The 19,023-nt window shown below is 59.4% G+C and carries 18 protein-coding genes and 1 tRNA gene; 13 read left to right on the top strand and 6 right to left on the bottom strand.

Annotated elements, in window-relative coordinates:
* Positions 1–333 precede the first annotated feature (333 nt).
* From EKH79_RS11055 to EKH79_RS11005, 11 genes are all read left to right on the top strand, one after another.
* Positions 334–654 carry an STAS domain-containing protein gene (locus EKH79_RS11055; RefSeq protein WP_126673833.1) on the top strand — a complete coding sequence of 107 codons (321 nt, stop codon included), beginning with the start codon at positions 334–336 and terminating at the stop codon, positions 652–654.
* A gap of 13 nt (positions 655–667) precedes the next feature.
* A complete protein-coding gene (locus EKH79_RS11050; protein ID WP_126673832.1) occupies positions 668–1,030 on the top strand; it encodes a response regulator in 363 nt (120 codons plus the stop codon).
* A 30-nt stretch (positions 1,031–1,060) separates the two neighbouring features.
* On the top strand, positions 1,061–3,037 hold the full coding sequence (locus EKH79_RS11045) for a chemotaxis protein CheA (protein WP_126673831.1): 1,977 nt from the start codon (positions 1,061–1,063) through the stop codon (positions 3,035–3,037).
* Positions 3,038–3,205: 168 nt separating this feature from the next.
* Positions 3,206–4,867, top strand: coding sequence for a methyl-accepting chemotaxis protein (locus tag EKH79_RS11040; RefSeq protein WP_233590275.1), 1,662 nt, complete (start codon positions 3,206–3,208; stop codon positions 4,865–4,867).
* A gap of 94 nt (positions 4,868–4,961) precedes the next feature.
* A complete protein-coding gene (locus EKH79_RS11035) occupies positions 4,962–5,465 on the top strand; it encodes a chemotaxis protein CheW (protein ID WP_126673829.1) in 504 nt (167 codons plus the stop codon).
* Between the two features lie 11 nt (positions 5,466–5,476).
* Entirely contained in the window at positions 5,477–7,189 is a 1,713-nt protein-coding gene (locus EKH79_RS11030; protein ID WP_126673828.1) for a methyl-accepting chemotaxis protein, read from the top strand.
* Between the two features lie 4 nt (positions 7,190–7,193).
* Positions 7,194–8,075, top strand: coding sequence for a CheR family methyltransferase (locus EKH79_RS11025; RefSeq protein ID WP_126673827.1), 882 nt, complete (start codon positions 7,194–7,196; stop codon positions 8,073–8,075).
* Positions 8,075–8,728, top strand: a complete 654-nt coding sequence (gene cheD / locus EKH79_RS11020; RefSeq protein ID WP_325050598.1) for a chemoreceptor glutamine deamidase CheD — start codon at positions 8,075–8,077, stop codon at positions 8,726–8,728. The genes EKH79_RS11025 and cheD overlap by 1 nt, the downstream gene beginning before the upstream one ends.
* 133 nt (positions 8,729–8,861) lie before the next feature.
* Complete coding sequence (locus tag EKH79_RS11015) at positions 8,862–9,959, top strand: protein-glutamate methylesterase/protein-glutamine glutaminase (RefSeq protein ID WP_126673826.1); 1,098 nt, start codon at positions 8,862–8,864, stop codon at positions 9,957–9,959.
* A gap of 17 nt (positions 9,960–9,976) precedes the next feature.
* Entirely contained in the window at positions 9,977–11,164 is a 1,188-nt protein-coding gene (locus EKH79_RS11010; protein ID WP_233590273.1) for a methyl-accepting chemotaxis protein, read from the top strand.
* Positions 11,165–11,175: 11 nt separating this feature from the next.
* Positions 11,176–11,481, top strand: a complete 306-nt coding sequence (locus EKH79_RS11005; protein ID WP_126673825.1) for an STAS domain-containing protein — start codon at positions 11,176–11,178, stop codon at positions 11,479–11,481.
* Positions 11,482–11,512: 31 nt separating this feature from the next.
* Here EKH79_RS11005 and EKH79_RS11000 read toward each other — a convergent pair whose 3' ends face one another.
* The 3 genes from EKH79_RS11000 to EKH79_RS10990 all read right to left on the bottom strand — a co-directional run bounded on the left by EKH79_RS11000 (position 11,513) and on the right by EKH79_RS10990 (position 14,511).
* On the bottom strand, positions 11,513–13,150 hold the full coding sequence (locus tag EKH79_RS11000) for a hypothetical protein (protein WP_126673824.1): 1,638 nt from the start codon (positions 13,148–13,150) through the stop codon (positions 11,513–11,515).
* A gap of 171 nt (positions 13,151–13,321) precedes the next feature.
* Entirely contained in the window at positions 13,322–13,681 is a 360-nt protein-coding gene (locus EKH79_RS10995) for a hypothetical protein (protein ID WP_126673823.1), read from the bottom strand.
* A 182-nt stretch (positions 13,682–13,863) separates the two neighbouring features.
* Positions 13,864–14,511 (bottom strand): outer membrane protein, encoded by a 648-nt coding sequence (locus EKH79_RS10990; RefSeq protein WP_158621230.1) that lies wholly within the window; start codon positions 14,509–14,511, stop codon positions 13,864–13,866.
* Between the two features lie 315 nt (positions 14,512–14,826).
* Here EKH79_RS10990 and EKH79_RS10985 point away from each other — a divergent pair, with 315 nt between their 5' ends.
* Together EKH79_RS10985 and EKH79_RS10980 are read left to right on the top strand one after the other, a co-directional pair.
* Entirely contained in the window at positions 14,827–16,731 is a 1,905-nt protein-coding gene (locus EKH79_RS10985) for a M61 family metallopeptidase (RefSeq protein ID WP_126673821.1), read from the top strand.
* Between the two features lie 150 nt (positions 16,732–16,881).
* Positions 16,882–16,958 (top strand) — tRNA-Arg (locus EKH79_RS10980).
* Between the two features lie 59 nt (positions 16,959–17,017).
* Here EKH79_RS10980 and EKH79_RS10975 read toward each other — a convergent pair.
* The 3 genes from EKH79_RS10975 to EKH79_RS10965 all read right to left on the bottom strand — a co-directional run bounded on the left by EKH79_RS10975 (position 17,018) and on the right by EKH79_RS10965 (position 18,956).
* Positions 17,018–17,629, bottom strand: a complete 612-nt coding sequence (locus tag EKH79_RS10975) for a protoglobin domain-containing protein (protein ID WP_126673820.1) — start codon at positions 17,627–17,629, stop codon at positions 17,018–17,020.
* Positions 17,630–17,651: 22 nt separating this feature from the next.
* Positions 17,652–18,476: an oxidoreductase gene (locus tag EKH79_RS10970; RefSeq protein ID WP_126673819.1), complete on the bottom strand. Its 825-nt coding sequence runs from the start codon at positions 18,474–18,476 to the stop codon at positions 17,652–17,654.
* A 135-nt stretch (positions 18,477–18,611) separates the two neighbouring features.
* Complete coding sequence (locus EKH79_RS10965; protein ID WP_126673818.1) at positions 18,612–18,956, bottom strand: carboxymuconolactone decarboxylase family protein; 345 nt, start codon at positions 18,954–18,956, stop codon at positions 18,612–18,614.
* Positions 18,957–19,023 lie beyond the last annotated feature (67 nt).

Raw genomic sequence — 19,023 nt, 5'->3', positions numbered from 1 at the left:
CTTTGGGTTACTTTTCTTTGGGCCAACAAAGAAAAGTGACTCGGGCCTCGGCAGAGGCACGAAACGCCCGCCGCGCAGGCGAGCACACTGGCGATAAGGCATCAACGGGACGATACAGTCACTGGATCCCAGCCTTCGCTGGGATGACGATGAGGAGCTGGGATGACGAGCTAAGGCTGGCCAGCTCGGAGAAAACGCCAAGCGTGCAGGCGCGCACCCGGACGGCCACATCACACCCCAAAAATCCCAACCCAATACACACAAAACTCACTAAAGCTACCCCTCAACGTGCCGATAAAACCTGCAACGGGCTCATCCGGCGAGGGCACTTTTATGGGTACGAAGAGCAAAGGCGATGCGGCATCGGCCATGGGTGCGGCAATAGGCTTGCCGCCCGATAGCCGCATCGCCGACGTGGGGGATCTGTATCGGCAACTTTCCTCCTCGCTGGATGCGCCGCAGATCACGCTGGATGGTTCCAAGGTGGACCGTGTGGATACGGCCGCGCTGCAATTGCTTGTCGTGTATCAGCGCGAGCTTGAGAAACGCGGGCATGCCATGCAGTGGGCGGGTGTCAGTGCACCGTTGTACGACGCAGCGAGCCAGTTGGGTCTGGCACAAACATTAGCGTTGCCGGCGAAGAAGCCGGCTTGAACTGAGGTGGAAAATGGCAAAGATTCTTGCGGTAGATGATTCGGCGTCGATGCGCGGCATGGTGGCTTTCACGCTGCGTAGTGCCGGTTATGACGTGAGCGAAGCGGAAAATGGCCAGCTTGCGCTGGATACGGCGGCAGCCTCGCGTTTCGACCTCGTGCTGGCCGACGTGAACATGCCGGTGATGGACGGCATCAGCATGGTGCGTGAGCTGCGTCAGCGCGCCGATTACAAAGGTGTGCCGATCCTCATGCTCACCACCGAGTCCAACACGGACAAGAAGATGGAAGGCAAGGCTGCCGGTGCAACCGGTTGGCTGGTGAAGCCCTTCGATCCGGAACAGTTGCTGGCAACCGTTCGTCGCGTACTTGGTTAAGCGTCACCATCAAAAGAGTCGAAAGCCCTCATGAGCACGATCAGCATCGCGCAGTTTCACAAAGTGTTCTTCGAAGAAAGCCTGGAAGGGCTGGACGCGATGGAAACGGCGCTGCTTGCGCTGGATGAGGGCGGCAATGCGGAGTTGGTGCATAGCATTTTCCGTGCGGCGCACTCGATCAAGGGCGGTGCCGCTACGTTCGGTTTTCCCGAAATGGCGGCATTCACGCACGAAGCCGAATCGCTGCTCGATCAGGTCCGCGAAGGCCGTCGCGCTGTCGACAAAGTGATTGTCGAATTGATGCTGCGTACGGTGGATTGCCTGCGTGGCATGTTCGATCGCGCGCAGAACGGTCAACCGCTTGCCGATGCGCAAAGCGAAGCGCTAAAGCAGGAATTGGCGGCAGCGGCGGGGCATTCCGCGCCGGCTGCGGCATCGAAAGCGGCGGCAAAATCGACGGCTTCCAGTGGTTGGGTGATTCAGTTCCGCCCGCACAAAAGCATGCTCGCAGGCGGCAACGAGCCGCTGCGCCTGTTGCGCGAACTCGCCGCGCTGGGTCAGCTCAACGTCGAAGCGCTCTACGATCGACTGCCCGTATGGGAAGCGCTGGATCCAACCGAATGCCATCTCGGCTGGCGCATCGAACTGACCGGTTCGGCCACGCGTGAAGCGATTGCGGGCGTGTTCGAGTGGGTGGAAGACGAGTGCGATCTGAGCGTTGAGCCTCTCGCTACTGCAGCCGCTGCGCCGGTGGCTGAGGCGGTTGCCGCTCCGGCTGCGGCGAATGCGCCATCGGGTAACGCGCGTGCCGCTGCGGCAAGCAGCAATGACGCCGGCTCCGTGCGCGTTGCCATCGACAAGATCGATGGATTGATCGACCTGGTGGGCGAGCTGGTCATCACGCAAGCCATGCTTGATCAGTTCCGCGAAGAATTCGATCCGTCGCGACTCGCGCTGCTTCAGCAAGGTCTCGCGCAGCTCGCACGCCACACGCGTTCCTTGCAGGAAAGCGTGATGGGCATACGTATGTTGCCGATCGGTTCGGTGTTCAACCGTTTCCCGCGTCTGGTGCGCGATCTGAGCCAGAAACTCGGCAAGCAGGTGAAGCTGGATCTGGTCGGTGAACATACCGAGCTCGACAAGACGGTGCTCGAAAAAATCGGCGATCCGCTCGTGCATCTGGTGCGCAACGCGATCGATCATGGTCTGGAAATACCGGAAAAACGCCGTGCTGCGGGCAAGGGCGATGTCGGCACCTTGCGCCTGGAAGCGTTCCATCGCGGCGGTTCCATCGTGGTGGAAATCGTCGACGACGGCGCCGGTTTGAACCGCGAGGCCATCATTGCCAAGGCGGTGCAAAAAGGCTTGATCACAAACGGCGACAACATCACTGACGAAGAAGTGGGCGAACTGATCTTCCAGCCGGGCTTCTCGACCGCCGCCGTGACCACCGATTTGTCCGGCCGTGGCGTGGGTATGGACGTGGTTCGCCGCAATGTCGTGGATCTTGGCGGCAGTGTGGCGATCAAGAGCCGTCCTGGCGCTGGCACCACTTTCACAATCACCTTGCCGCTCACGCTCGCCATCATCGATGGCTTGACCACGTCGGTGGGCGATGAGTGCTACATCGTGCCGCTGGTATCGATCGTCGAATCCATCCAGTTGCCCGCTGACGCCGTACGTACGGTTACCGGCGGCGGCGAACTCTTCCGTTTCCGCGGCGAATATCTGCCGATCATTCGCTTGCACGAGCAATTCGGTTGCGCGAATGCGCGACAGAAAATCGAAGAAGGTTTGGTGATTGTCGTCGAATCGGACGGTGCTCAGGTAGGTTTGTTTATCGACGAACTGGTCGGTCAGCAACAAGCTGTCGTGAAGTCGCTCGAAGCGAACTATCGCCGCGTCGACGGCATTTCGGGCGCCACCATTCTTGCGGATGGTTCGGTTGCGCTGATTACCGACGTTGCCGGTCTTATTCGCATGCAAAGCCGCCGAAAGGCAGCCTAAGCACTCTCTCCAGGCGGCGCAGGAAAGCGCCGCCTCTTACCGATATCAGGCCGCAACCGCGCCAGACGGTGACGTGCGGCTGCGCCTGAAAGAACAAGCAAGCGCCGTGTACCCCTGAAGTGATGTGAAGGCCCGTTTATGAATTCCCCGCTGAAAATGTTAGGTCGAATGAGTCTCGCGGCACGCGTGTGGCTGGTTATCGTCATCGTTGTTGCAGGTTTGCTGACGTTGACGGTGATGTCCGCCGTGGCTAGCCGCCGTTTGCAGATGGAGGCGCGCGAACGTTCGCTTGGCGATCAGGTGGCATCGGCCACGGCGGTGATGCAGAGCTTCGCCGATCGCGCCAACGCGGGTGAATTCAGTCAGGACGAAGCGAAAAAACGCGCACTCGCTGTCGTGTCGGCGATGCGCTGGAACGACGGTGCGGGGTATGTCTATGCATTCGACTCCAGTCTCGTCATGCGCATGCACGCAGTCATGCCGAAGCGTGTGGGCAAGAGCATTCACGACGAAGCCGATTCGACCGGGAAATTCATGTATCGCGACATGCTCGCCGCCGATCAGCGCGACGGCCATGGCCTGACCGAATATATGTGGCCCATGCCGGGCAGCAAGGGCGACACGCTGAAAATCACCTACACGAGCTGGTTCAAGCCGTGGGATCTGCACGTGGCAGCGGGTGCGTACTTTGTCGATATCGACGCCGAATTTCAGCACATGCTGATCGGCAGCCTGCTGCGCGCGTTGCTGGTTGCCCTGCTGGTGATCGGCGTGGTGTGGGAATCGATGCGAAGTATCCGGTTGAGTATCGGCGGTGAGCCCGCCCACGCGCTGGCGATGGCCGGCCGCATCGCCAGCGGCGATTTGCGCGGTGACGATGCGCAGTATGTACCACCATCAGGCAGCCTGATGGATGCGTTGCTGCGCATGCGCGGAAAGCTGACCGACATCGTCAGCAAGGTGCAGGAAGGTGCGCAGGCGGTGACGTCTGCTGCACAAGAGATTTCCCACGGTAACGATGACCTGAGCCAGCGCACGCAGGAACAGGCGTCGAGCCTTGAAGAAACGGCGTCGTCGATGGAAGAAATGACGGCGACCGTGAAGCAGAGCGCCGATCACGCGAGCCAGGCCAGCCAGCTGGCCGTCGCCATGCGCGCGCAAGCCGAGCGCGGCGGCGATGTGGCCGCGCGTGCCAGCACCGCGATGAAAGCGATCCAACAAGCGAGCGCGCAGATTTCCGACATCGTCAGCCTGATCGATGAAATCGCCTTCCAGACGAATTTGCTGGCGCTCAATGCCGCGGTCGAGGCTGCTCACGCAGGCGAACAGGGACACGGTTTCGCCGTCGTCGCTGGCGAGGTACGCCATCTGGCGCAACGCAGTGCGCGCGCGGCGAAAGACATCAAGGCGCTGATCAACGACAGCGTCGAGAAAGTCCAGGCCGGCTCCGTGTTGGTGGATGAATCCGGGCAGGCGCTGGTCGGCATCATCGGCAGCGTCAAGAAAGTCTCCGACATCATGAACGAGCTGGCGGCGGCCGGTCAGGAACAGTCCGCCGGTATCGATCAGGTCAATCGCGCGGTCACGCAGATGGACGAGGTGACGCAGCAGAACGCCGCCCTGGTCGAGGAGGCCGCCGCGGCGGCCCACGCCATGCAGGAGCAGGCCAGTCTGCTGCATGCCCAGATGGGCTATTTCCGGCTTGAGGCCGCCCCTGAAAACAAGCCGCAACCGGCCCGTTCCGCCGCCCGGAAACCCGCGCCTTCCCAGCGCCCGCAACAGCCTGCGGCGCGACCCCTGGCGGTGGCCGGCGAGTGGTCGGAATTCTGATTTTCACTGGGTTATTCGCTCAAGTTTCAAGCAAAACCGCCGATCCATTCTTTCGAACGGGAGCATCCGGGGATGCTCCAACGACGAGGCGAACATGTCAGACCAAACGCGGGGCACGGGACCCCAGGCGCAGTACCTCACCGTCAACCTCGCTCACGAGGAATACGGCATCGACATTCTGTCGGTGCGCGAAATTCGTGGCTGGACACCGGTGACGCGCATTCCGCAATCGCCGCACTACGTGCTGGGCGTCTTGAACCTGCGCGGTGCGATCGTGCCAGTGATCGACATGCGACTGCGCTTTGGACTCGCACGCGAGGAATACGACGCCACGACTGTCACGGTGATCGTCACGGTCGCGGGCCGCCAGTTCGGCGTCGTTGTGGATGCTGTCTCCGACGTGATCGACGTTGCGAGCGATGCGATGCGCCCAGTGCCGGACATGGGCACCACCGTCGACACCGAATACCTGAAAGGACTGACCGCCGTGGGCGAGCGCATGGTCTTGCTGCTCGATGCGGACAAACTGCTGCAACCGCAGGATGCGCAGATGCTGGAGGCCGCGCTCGCGGCTAATGACGTGAAAGCCGTGGCCTAAGGAATAAAACAATGAAACTGCGCTTCCCCAAATTCAAGTTTACGTCACTGACCATCCGCGCACGCCTGATCATGCTGGTTGGCTTGCTCTGCGTGATGCTCGTCGCCGGTGCGGTGATCGGCCTGTTTGCGATGTCGCGCCAGAACGCCGGCACGCAAGCCATTTACGAGAACGAACTGGTGCCGTCGCAATACGTCGACAACATCCGCACGAACTCGCTGAAGTACTTCCTCGCGATGAGCGAAGCCGCTGCGCTGACCGGCAAAGCCGACCAGATCAAGCAGAAAGTCGGCGAAGCCGATCGTTATATGGCGGAATTGAACGACTACAAGAAGCGCCTGGACGCCGTTCAAATGAGTCCGGCATTGGCCGCTGCCATGAAGGACTATCACTCGACGGACAAAGATTACGACCAGGCACGCGGCGATGTGATGGATGCAATCAAAGCCGGCGACGGTTCCGCTTCCGATACGATCGAAATGGAAATGCGTCCGCTGCTGATGCAACGTCAGGATGCGCTTTCGAAGGTTGTCGACGCGCAGCGGACGGAAGCCAACCAGATCTTCCAGGATCAGGTGAAGAGCTATCAGCGCATCCGCATGATCACCTTCGCTGCGCTGTTCATCGGTTTGCTGTTTGCCCTGTTGCGTTCGACGATGCTGGTTCGTTCGATCAGCCGCGCGTTGAGCTATGCCATGAGCCTCGCCAACGAGATTTCGCAGGGCAAGCTGGGTCATGAGGTTGTCGTCAAAGGCAATGATGAGCTGGCGAAGCTGCTCTCCGCGCTGCGCACCATGGACGAGCGTCTGGTCGAAATCGTCGCCGACGTGCGTCATGGTTCCGATGCAGTGAGCACCGCTGCGCAGCAGATTGCGCGCGGCAACGACGATCTCAGCCAGCGTACGCAGGAACAGGCCTCCAGCCTGGAAGAAACCGCATCGTCGATGGAAGAAATGACCTCGACGGTGAAGCAAAACGCCGAAAACGCTAGCCATGCGGATCAGCTTGCACGTGGTGCTCGCGAGCAGGCCGAGCGTGGCGGCGACGTCGTTGCACAGGCCGTTACGGCCATGCGCGAGATCAACGACTCCAGCCGCAAGATTTCCGACATCGTCAGCTTGATCGACGAGATTGCATTCCAGACCAACCTGCTCGCACTCAATGCGGCGGTGGAAGCGGCACGTGCGGGCGAACAGGGCCGCGGTTTCGCAGTGGTCGCCACCGAAGTGCGCAACCTCGCACAGCGCAGCGCCGGTGCGGCAAAGGAAATCAAGCAGCTCATCAATGAAAGCGCGAACAAGGTTCGCACGGGTACCGACCTCGTAGATCAGACCGGCAAGGCGTTGACCGACATTGTCGATAGCGTGAAGAAAGTGACGGACATCGTCGCCGAGATCGCTGCGGCCAGCCAGGAGCAGTCGGCAGGTATCGATCAGGTCAACAACGCTGTGTCGCAGATGGACGAAATGACGCAGCAGAACGCGGCACTGGTCGAAGAAGCCTCCGCCGCGGCGCGCGCCATGCACGAACAGGCCGACGAACTGTCGCAGCAAGTCGCGTTCTTCCAGATTAGCGGTACGACGAACAAAGCACCGGCAAAAGCGGTGGCCACGGCCGTCGCACAAGAAGCCGAAGCCGTGTTCGCCGCAGTACGCAAGAGCACGCCCAAAGTCGCAGCGCGTCCCGTAGAAACGGCCGACGCTGGCGCCTGGAAGGAGTTCTGATCCGATGGCCGCACGCATGCATGATGACGATTCGTGCGGCGCTGCGGCGGTCGCAAGCGGATGGTCGCTGGGTGACAAAGACTTCGCGTTTCTGAGCGACTTCGTCTACAAGCACTGCGGCATCGTGCTTGGCGAACATAAGCGTCAATTGGTGCAGGGTCGTTTGGTGCGTCGCTTGCGGGCGCTGCGACTGGACGGATTCGATGAGTACGTCAATCTGTTGCGCAGCGATCCCGATGCCGAGTTGGGCGAACTGGCGAGTGCGATCAGCACCAACGTCACCTCGTTCTTCCGCGAGATGCATCACTACGATTTGCTGGCCAACGAACTGTTGCCGAACTGGATCGAGAAAAAGAAGCGCAGCAGCGACCGCCTGCGCATCTGGTCGGCCGGATGTTCCACTGGCGAAGAGCCGTATGCGTTGGCGATGGTGCTGGCCGAAGCGCTGGAGCGAACGGGCAGCAAGGTCGATGCACGCATCCTGGCGACGGATCTTTCGCCGCAGGCATTGGGTGCGGCGCGCGCAGGCACGTATTCGCTTGAGCGTATGGGCGGTATCAGCGAGGAACGTCGCAACCGCTGGTTTCTGAAAGGCGAGGGTACGTATGAAGGCCTCGCGTGTGTCCATCCGCGGTTGCGTGAGCTCGTCACCATTCAACCGTTGAATCTTTTGCATGAGTGGCCGATGCGTGGTCCGTTCGACGCGATCTTCTGCCGCAATGTAGTGATTTATTTCGACAAGCCGACCAAACAGCGCCTGTTCGAGCGTTACGCCGGTTTGTTGGAGCAAGGAGGCTATTTATTTCTGGGGCACTCCGAATCGATGTACGGCCTTAGCGATTCGTTCGATTTAGTTGGCCGTACGGTTTATCGGAAGTGCAAATAATGACAGCACCTATGGCTGGCGTTGCGATTGCGCCAGATAAGAATTCAGTTGTTTTGCCGGGCTTTGAACACTTACGCCGTTTTTGGGATGCCACGCAGCGCTGCATGACCGTCAAGGTTTTGCCCGGCGAGTTTTATGTAAGCACGCAGGAAGAAATGATTTCCACCGTGCTGGGTTCATGCGTATCGGCATGCATTCACGACACGGAGCGCGGTATCGGCGGCATGAATCACTTCATGTTGCCCGAACCGGTGGGCGAGCGTGACAGCTGGTCATCGGCAGTAGGACGTGCGGCGCGTTACGGCAGCGATGCGATGGAGCAATTGATCAACGCCATCCTCAAAGCCGGCGGCCGACGCGAAAATTTCTCGGTGAAGATTTTCGGCGGTGGCCGTGTGCTGACGCATATGACCGATGTAGGTCAGCGCAATGTCTCCTTCGTCAGACGGTATCTGGAGGCGGAAGGGTTGAAGTTGAGGGCAGCGGATGTCGGCGACATCTACCCGCGTCAACTGCAGTTTTTCCCGGTGAGTGGCCGCGTGCGCGTGCGTCAGTTGCGCACCACGCGCGACAACGAGCTGGCCGCCAACGAGCAGCAGTATCTCAAGCGTTTGGCGAACGATCCGATAAAGGGTGAAGTGGAGTTGTTTTGATGTACCAGGGGCGAGACATGAGTAGCGAGGGTGCAGCGCGCATGTCAGCTACAGGGGGCTTGCCAGAGCGAGTGGCGTGCCCTCGCTGCTCATCTCTCGTCCCTCTCCAACAGGCAAAGGCAGGAAAGTAGCAATGAGTAAAGTGCGCGTACTGGTGATCGACGATTCCGCCCTGGTGCGGAAGCTGTTGTCGGCTATGCTCGATTCCGACCCCGGCATCGAGGTTGTCGGTGTGGCTGCCGATCCGTTGATCGCGCGCGAAAAGATCAAGCAGCTCAATCCTGACGTGCTGACGCTCGATGTCGAAATGCCGCGCATGGATGGTTTGACGTTTCTTGAAAACCTGATGCGCCTGCGTCCGATGCCGGTGGTGATGGTGTCGTCGCTGACCGAGCGTGGTGCAGAAGTCACGCTGCGCGCGCTTGAAATCGGTGCGGTGGATTTCTTCACCAAGCCGGCCAACGATCTGGCGAACAGCTTTGCCGACGCCGCGGGCGAGATCTGCGCGAAGGTGAAGCTCGCTGCGCTTACGCGTCCGCGCGCTTATACGACCGTGCAAAAACTGGACGTGCCGCCGCGGCATACCGCTGATGCGGTACTGCCGCGCTCGCAAGGTCCGGGCACGCGCGGTAGCAACCGTATCATCGCGGTGGGCGCATCGACCGGTGGTACCGAGGCCATTCGCGTGTTGCTCGAGGCGATGCCGCCAGATGCACCCGCGATGGTCATTACACAGCACATTCCTGCCGCTTTCAGTGGCGCGTTCGCCGAGCGCATGAACAAGTGTTCGGCGATGCGTGTCTGCGAAGCGCGGGACAATCAACCGATTCAGCCGGGCCACGCGTATATCGCGCCGGGTGGTCAGCATCTTCTTGTGATGTGGGATGGCGCCAAGCACGTATGCCGCCTGCATGACGGTCCACAGGTCAACCGGCACAAACCGAGCGTGGATGTACTGTTCCGTTCGGTCGCCGCGAGCGTCGGTGCCGCCGCCATCGGCGCATTGTTGACGGGCATGGGCGATGACGGCGCGCGCGGCTTGCTCGAATTGCGTGAATGTGGCGCGCCGACGGTCGTGCAGGATGAAGCGACCTCCGTGGTGTGGGGCATGCCTGGCGCGGCGTGGAAACTCGGTGCCGCCGACGAGAAGCTGCCGCTGGAAAGCGTGGCTGCACGTCTGTTGCTTCTTGCACAACAACCTATCGTCGGCGCACGTCGCGCCGCGTCTTGATGCATCGGAACATTTTTATGTCCACAAACATGTTCAACAATTCCGCATCCCGCCCGCTGATTGGCATCGGCGCCAGTCTGGTGGCACTCGTCCTGTGCCTGGTCTGGAACCCGGCATGGATGGCGCCCGTGCTCGTCACGTTGCTCTGTGCGGTGTGGATCTACGAATGCCGCCGCATGGCAGTGCCTTCGGTCGTCGTGGAAACATCGGCCGGTCCCGACAACACACCCGTGCGCGAGGCGCTGGAAGATGTGCGTGGTGCTCTGGTGGATGAGCTGGGTCATGCTTCGCGTGAGCTGCATCAGGCACTGGATCTTCTGGGCGACGCCGTGAAGGAATTGGGTGGCGGCTTCGATGGCTTGTCACACAAGACCGGCATGCAGCAGTCCTTGCTCAAGCAGATCATCGATGTGCAGAACGGCGGCGTGTCCGTGCAGGATTTCGCGGCGCGTACCGGCGATCTGCTGGAACATTTCGTGGGGTTGATCGTGCAGCTGTCGCGCGAGAGCCTGCGCATCGTTTACCGCATAGATGGCATGTCGAAGGAAATGGATGCGGTGTTCGCGTTGCTGAAGAACGTCAACACCATCGCTGAAGAAACCAACTTGTTGGCGCTCAACGCCGCGATCGAAGCGGCGCGTGCCGGTGAAGCCGGGCGCGGCTTCGCGGTGGTGGCGGGCGAAATCCGCAACCTCGCCAGCCATTCCAATCAGTTCAACGAGCAGATCGGCAGTCACGTGGAGCGCGCACGTATTGCGATGGAGCAGGTGCGTGGCCTGATCGGCGAATTGGCCTCGCAGGATTTGAACGTGGCCTTGTCCGCAAAGGGCGGCATTGACGCGATGATGGCTCACGTGACGGAAAGCGATGCGCGCACCAGCGCCGTGGCCGATCAGGTGGTCGAAATCAACCGCGGCTTGGGCAACGACGTTTCCACCACGATTCGCTCGCTGCAGTTCGAAGACATTCTCAGCCAGTTGCTCAATCAGACGCGCACGCGCCTGGTCGAGCTGCAGGGCGTTGCAGCGGAAACCACGCGCGACATCGAAGAGTTGGCCTGCGGCCCGGTCGATGCACAGGTACTTCGCCAGCATTCCGAGCGTGTGCGCGAGCGTCTGGCGCTGCAACGCGAAAAGGCCCGCATCCGCTCCCGTGGTCCTGCGCTGCAGAACACGATGGACGCCGGCGAAATCGAATTGTTCTAAGGGAGACTGCCATGAGCCTCAACGTTCAACACGATACCGAACAAGATTGCGTCACCCTGCAATTCGGCACGAATTTCGATTTCAGCGTGCATCGTCAATTTCACGAAGCGTGCCTGGGCGGCCGTAAACCGTCGCGCAGCTACGTGATCGATCTTGGCGACGTCGACAGCATGGATAGTTCGGCATTGGGCATGCTGCTCTTACTGCGTGAGCATGCCGGTGGCGATCGTTCGGAGATTCGCATCGTCAATGCGAATACGGCATTGCGTGGAACGCTCCGTGTTGCCGGGTTCGATAAGCTCTTTACCTTGCATTGAGCTTAACGCACCTGGATTCAGGTATCCGAGCTCAGGCAGTCCATGGTTGCGGCGCCGTGAGTTGCTCCATGGGCCGATTGATAACGTCGACCAGCATGTACGAGAGACGTAATCCGTTTTCAGTGACTTTGCTGCGCAGCTCGCCACCAAATAGGCGCGCATGGTTGCGCAGGGCGAGCAGCCCAAGCCCGTAAGCGCCAAGCCGCGATCCGAGCATGTCACGCTCGGTTGTATCGAACATCGCATCGTTGATGTGACTGTTATCAAGCTTGCCTTCCACCTGCAGGGCAACCCAATAGCCGTTTGCCGTCGCGCCACTGCGAACGCCAAGCCGAATGCTTGAGCAAACAAGTTGTCCATTGATGTGCATTACCGATTCGCAGGCAAGCCGGTAAATAGCCGCATGTATGGCGGGCGTCAGGTCGTCCAGCGGGCCTCTTATGCGGCAACGATAGTTGATGGCGGCTTCACGCAGAGCATCGGCAATCGTTTCGTGCAGGGCAGCCGACAAACCGCGCTGACGCCATGCGGAGGGATACATGCTATCAACCAGTCGATTGACGTGGTCCTGCATGGATGCGGCTTGGCGGTAATAGCGCTGCACTTCGCTTTCAGGAAGTACATCGTGAACACGATCCAGCAATTGATGTTGCGTCAATTGCAACGAAGTACCCGCGACTTGCAAGGCTTGAGCTGTTTTCTTAATCCGCGTTTCACTTAGTTGAAAGCTTTGGCGCGCCAGCTGCAGAGCCTGTTCAACTTCCAGGCGATCCTGTTCTTCTTTCAAGCTTTGCGCGGTAATGCGCGCCCCTAGTGTGAATAGACACGTCACAACGAAGGCGATAAACGCTTCTGTTTCTATGTTCAGTTCGGCAGTGTCGTATTGCAGAAGGGAGGCAACGCATAGAATGGCCGGTGTTCCGCCAAGCGCAGCTGCCCTCCAGCCTGGTTTTAGAGTTAACCACGCGATGGGCAAAAAGGCGGCTAGGTAGGAAAGTTTTCTGGCTTCTTCTTCGCTATGCAGATAAAGCCAGTAAACAAATAATGCGGTGGATAACAAAAGAGCCAAGGTATCGACCGCTAATAACTCCTTCGCTGCTTTGCGCAATCTTCGTTGCCAGGGTTCTTCGGAAAGGTATTCGGCACGAACCATCAATACCCAGGGCATTAAGGCAACAATCGTGATGTATCTACCTAAAAATCCCTCTGGCACGTCTATGAATGGGATAACAAACCAATGTCCGTTCACCTGGCCGCAGGCTCCGCTCAAAACAGCTTGAGCATCCCATGCCAGTGAGACGGCTACCGTGCATATCAGCAACGCCTTGAAGTTAACTAGCTGCGTACTGGGAAATAGGTTTAGCTTTTCGCGGCACCACCATACAAGGGGCATGGAAATGGCGCTGTACGGGACTAACTGCGTAAGCGACCAAAGAATGCCGAACCGGTCAACACACTCATAAGCAACGTAGGATTGGGCAACACAGTCCACTCCCGCAAAAAGCGGCCAGTAGCGATAGGGTAGGAATAACAGACAGGCGAAACGCAGCGGCGTCGTAATTGGCCAACTTGATGTTGAGAAGTCACGGATCGACAGATAGGTGATCACATAACCGATCACCAGAGCGAGTTGTCTAACCCAATACTTGTCCCACAACTCTCGACCCATACCCCTCTACCCCCGCAGCAGACGCATCAAGGGACCTACTGCACTTATCTGTGTAGGCGCAACGCGCTGATCATGGGCCATATGTAGGCCCGGCGCTAGGGCATCGCGCATAAAAAAAGCCGGCGAGGTGAGGCTCGCCGGCAGGTTCACACACGCATTTGGGAAAATCGGTTACCAGGCGCGAACGTCGACCACGGTGAGCGAGTAGCTCTGCATGTCGGTCTGGTAATGAAGCATGCGGCCAAGGTCGAAATCGACCGATTGGCCAGGGCTGAGGTTGGTCGTACCGGCGGGCCAGCCTGCCTTGGAGGCGAGCACGTTGCCGGTGCCGTCCTTCGCGTCGACGCGAACCTGGGCAGCGGCAGCGGCGGAGCAGTTGTTGACCAACTTGCCCTTGACGCTCAGGCGGGTGCCGACGCCCGAACCAACGGCGCTTACCTTCACGTCCTGAATGGTGAAATCGGTAGGGGCGCATGCTTGGGCGGCGATTGGTGCGACCATCAGCAAGGTCGCGACGAGTAGCTTTTTCATATGTCAGTCCTTAGGCCGAGGTGCCACGCGAAAGCGTGTTGATTGGTGTATCGGCGGGACCGGGGCGAACTTTAGGCTCGATATGCCGCCCGATGAGCACAAATAAAAAGTCCCCCGAGTTGCCTCGGGGGACCTTGTCAGGCCGTCGTTATAACCGGCAGTTATAACGGCTTTGAGCTGGCTTAGAAGCGGTATTCCACCGAGGCGGAGTACGCAGCCACATTGGCGCGCTCATGCGGCACACCGATGGTGTCGAAGCTGGTGCCGTTGCCGGACTGCAGGCGGTAGTTGTCGTAGTTCAGCGCCAGGCTGAAGTTGTTGGTCACGTCGTAACCAACGCCCACACCGGCGTACAGACCGCTGTTCCAGGTCTTGTAACGGTCGCTGCCGAACGCGCCGATGGCGTCGAACTTGGTCTGCGAGCGCATGTAACCGGCGTGCGCGGTAACGAACCAGCTCTGGTAGAAGTTGTACTTGCCGTTCACGCCAACGGTGGCGGCGCGCGGCTTGACCGAGAGCTGGCTGTAACCGTCAGACCACTTGGGCTGACCCAGGTACACGTAGCCGATTTCCGGACCGATCAGGCCATTCCAGCGCCAGCCGAAACGGACGTTCTGGAACACGCCGTGATCGTGGTTCAGCGTGTCGCTGTCCACGCGGTACTGGGACTGGCCAAGCTGGCCGGCGACGAAGAAGTTGTCTTGCCAGTTCGGATTGATGTTCGAGCCGTAAGTGGCAGTGCTGGCGGTGCCGTCCGCATGGGCGGCCTGGCTGAGCACGGGGGACAGGGCAAGGGCGGCCATAGCGGCCGAGAGGGCGAGCTTATTCATGGAGGACTCCATTTTTTTATTAGGCCGTCGCAGCGATGGGGAAGTCGCTACGAGGGACCGCGCGGGGATACGCGGTGTAACGACATTGTAACAGTCCTCTTGCACCAAACTTTCGGCCAGCTTCGCGTGGAAGTCGCCGTTCAGTTTTGTGAGGAAAGGCCCAGAGAGGCTGCGCGATAGATGCGACAAGGCGTATCAGCGCATTGCGTGTGACCTCTGGCAGGGGGGCGCAGGCTGTTCAGATGGCTAGCATCGTGGTCTCAAGCCGCCTTCACATTCATGTTGGCGGCGTAAGCCGCACCCCAGGAGACCACCTTGAAACCCACGCCACTCGCCGCCGCCGTCCTAGCTTCCTTGCTGGGATGCGTCGCTTTTTCAGTTTCTGCGGATGACACTCCCGCACCGCAGAACGTGCCGTACAGCGCAGGGACGCTGAAGATCGATGTCGATGCCACCGACCTCGCACATCGCGTGTTTCGCGTGCATGAAGTGGTGCCGGCCGCGCCGGGTCCGCTGACCTTGCTCTATCCGCAATGGATTCCTGGCAATCATTCGCCGACGGGCCCGATCGACAAGTTCGCCGGCCTGACGGTGAAGGCCAATGGCCAGACGCTGCCATGGGTGCGCGATCAGTACAACGTCTATGCCTTCCAGGTCGATGTGCCGCAAGGCGCTACGTCGGTGGAAGTCGACTTCCAATATCTGTCGCCGCAGGACATGCGCCAGGGCCGTGTGGTGATGACGCCGGAAATGCTCAACCTGCAGTGGAACACCGTGTCGCTGTATCCGGCCGGTTACTACGCGCGCCAGATCCAGACCGATCCCAGCGTGAAGTTGCCAACTGGCTGGCAGTTCGGTTCGGCGCTTGAGGTCGCTTCGAAAGACGGCGACACCGTGCACTTCAAGTCGATCAACTACGACGATCTCGTCGACTCGCCGATCTACGCCGGCAAATACTTCAAGAGCGTCGATCTTGATCCGGGTGCAAGCACGCCCGTGCACATGGATGTCATTGCCGACGATCCGAAATATCTGGAAATCACGCCCGAACAGGTGAAGATCCATCGTGCGCTCGTGCAGCAGATGTACAAGCTTTACGGCGCGCATCACTACAACCACTACGACTTCCTGTTCTCGCTCAGCGAGAAGATGAGCGGCAACGGTCTGGAGCATCATCGTTCCAGCGAAGACGGTACGCCGACGGGTTACTTCACCGAGTGGGACAAGAGCTGGGTGATGCGCGATCTGCTCTCGCACGAATTCAATCACTCGTGGGATGGCAAGTATCGCCGTGGCGCGGATCTCGCCACACCGAACTTCAACGTACCGATGGGCGACAGCCTGCTGTGGGTCTATGAAGGCCAGACGCAGTTCTGGGGCCAGGTGATGGCCGCGCGCTCGGGTTTGTGGAGCGACAAGCAGTATCAGGAAATGATCGCGGCCGTCGCCGCCACCTACGACAAGGGTCGTCCGGGCCTCGCGACGTGGCGTAACGTGCAGGACACGACGAACGATCCCACCATCGCACTGCGTCGCCCGTTGCCTTATCGCAACTATCAGGCGAGTGAAGATTATTACTCGGCCGGCGAAATGATCTGGCTCGATGTCGACAGCAAGCTGCGCGAACTCACGCACAACAAGAAAACCATCGACGATTTCGGCAAGGCGTTCTTCGGTGTCAATCCGGGTGCGTGGGACGTCGATACGTATACCTTCGATGACGTGGTGAAAACGCTCAACGACATCGCTCCGTTTGACTGGAAACCGTATCTGCGCACGCGTCTGGACGGCCACGGTCCGCTGATTGGCGGCCTGGAAGCGCACGGCTGGAAACTTGTCTACAACGACAAGCCGTCCGACGCGATCAAGGCTGCGGAAGCGTTCCGCCACTCCGCCGACTTCACGTACTCGCTCGGCGTGATGGTGGGTATGGATGGCAATGTTGGCGATGTGCTGTGGGATGGTCCTGCGTTCAATGCCGGTCTATCGCCGGGCATGAAAGTTGTCGCGGTCAACGGTCAGGCTTATTCGCCGGAAGTGATGACCGATGCCGTCAAGGCATCCGCCACCGATACCAATCAGCCGATCGAGTTGCTCGTGCAGAACTTCAACGAGTACAAGACGCTGCGCATCGACTATCACGGCGGTCTGAAATATCCGCATATCGAACGCGATACCAGCAAGCCCGACACGCTCAGCGAGCTGATCAAAGCCCGCTAAGCAACGGTCTCAAGAGCCCTCTCGCCGCAACGGGAGAGGGCTCGGCGGCGGCCGGCACACGCAGTCGTGGGCGGCCCCCGTCAACTTCGCTATACTTGCCGCCCGCCCTGGCGCGCATCCACCGATCGCCTATGCCAGTGCGTACACCACGCGCCCGTAGCTCAGCCGGATAGAGTAGTGGCTTCCGAAGCCATTGGTCGGGGGTTCGAATCCCTCCGGGCGCGCCAATCTCTTCTTGGGATGTTTCCGTTCTGGAACGGGAAGCAGTCGTCGAGACGCGGCGTTGTCACCATTCCGTGCCGGCGCTTTCGATTTCCATGTATGGCTTCGCCCAAAGCGCAATCTGGATCTGCATCGATTTGCACCAGGCGTTGTGCATGTGCGCAACATCGGATTCGTTGTCGCCCTTGGCTTCCAGATACGGTTTTATCGTGTCGTTGAGAACGGCCAGGAAGGCGGCGATGTCGCTATATGGCACAAAGGGCGTGGAATCGGCATGGTCCGTTTGATTCTTCTTGACGCTGGTATGCCTCAAGGCGATTTCCCGTTGATAGTTGAGCCAGTCCTGGTCGTAAGGACGCAAGCATGTGTCGAGAATCCATTGTTGGAAACGGCGATTACTTCGCGCCAGATAATCGGGATTGGCCGATCCGTCGAGGTTTCGCGAGTGCCGGGCGAGATGCGGAATGCCGGCGATGATGCCGGCACGCCAGTGATTGACGATGCGCTCGACTTGATCTTCCAGCACGACTCCGGCCGTGCGCAGATAGCGTGCGTCTTCCTCAGTGAAACCGGCCGATATCTTTAGCCGCTGTAGATCATCGAGCGTTGCAGACGAGGCGGCGACGGTGGACGTTCCATAGGTATAGCCAGGTATATCGCTCGCATTTGCGTTCATGGGGGCGTTTCTCGGGTGATGGTTATGGATCGAATTGCGTGGCCGTTGCCATCGCGCGCCAGCCGTCCATATCGCGCTTTAGGCGCGCCAGTTTTTCGTCGATGCGGGCATAGCAATCTGACCCAAGCGGCAAGCGTAACGGGGGCGACGGCGATTCGACCGCGTTGACGATCACGCGAACGGCTTTTGCCGGGTCGCCCGGTTGGTTGCCGCTTGCGGAAGAAACATTGTTGCGCGCCTTTCCCACGGTGTCGGCGTAAGCATCGACAAGCTTGGCGGCTTTTTTGATGGAGCCGGATGAAAGAAATTCAGTACGGAAGTAGCCGGGTTCGACAATGGTGACTGTGATGCCAAAGGGTTTAAGTTCGAGATCGAGCGCTTCGGACAGGCCTTCGATGGCGAACTTCGCGGCGTTGTAGATACCGAATCCAGCCGATCCGGTAATCCCGCCGACCGACGAGAAATTGACGATGTGGCCGGAGCGATTCGCGCGGAAGTGCGGCGCTACTGCACGGATAACGTTGAATGTGCCAAAGAAATTGGTATCGAACGTCGCTTGTGCTTCTTCCGTCGAGACTTCTTCCACGGCGCCCACCATGCCAAATCCTGCATTGTTGACGACGACATCGATGCGCCCCATTTTCTCGATTGCTTGCTTGATGACCTGTTCGGTTTGCTGTTCATCCGTGACGTCAAGCTGCATCACCATCAGGTTTTCGTGGGTGATATCGGACGAGCCATTTCGTGTTGTGCCAACAACACGGTAGCCGCGCACCAGCAACTCCTCACAAAGCGTCTTGCCAAACCCGCGCGAAATACCGGTTACGAACCAATTTGCCGTGGGCATGCTCAATTTTCCTCAAGTCAAACTCGCATCCGACTTCATTGTCGAACGGTGGCTGGTGTCTGCGGCTCATCAACCGTGCGGTTACTGAGCCGCTATCTCGTTGTGCTGGTCTTTCAATATGCGTAACGTCAATGCTTAGGTCGCCGCGCTATGTTCGCTGACAGCATCCATCACACGGGCAGAGTAGACCAGGGTGGCGCCGGCGTTCAGTGCGACGGCAACGCCAAGCGCTTCGGCAATTTCTTCGCGTGTCGCGCCGTGCTTCAGCGCTTCGCCCGTGTGCACGGTGATACAGCCATCGCAACGCGTGGTCACCGATACAGCCAACGCGATCAACTCGCGGGTTTTTGCATCCAGCTTTCCGGTCTTCTCACCTGCCTTGGACAGTGTTTGATAGCCCGCGACCGTATCGGGGCTCAGCTTGCCGATTTCGCCGATACGGCCCATCAGTTCCTTGCGGTATTCAAGCCAGTTCATCATGAGATTTCTCCTCGTGGATTTGCAGGGTGATAACCGATCGCGATAAACGCGTCGGTGTCGACAGGTG

This window comes from Dyella dinghuensis (assembly GCF_003977615.1).
Lineage (GTDB): Bacteria > Pseudomonadota > Gammaproteobacteria > Xanthomonadales > Rhodanobacteraceae > Dyella_B > Dyella_B dinghuensis.
This window is presented reverse-complemented; position numbering and strand designations above follow the sequence as displayed.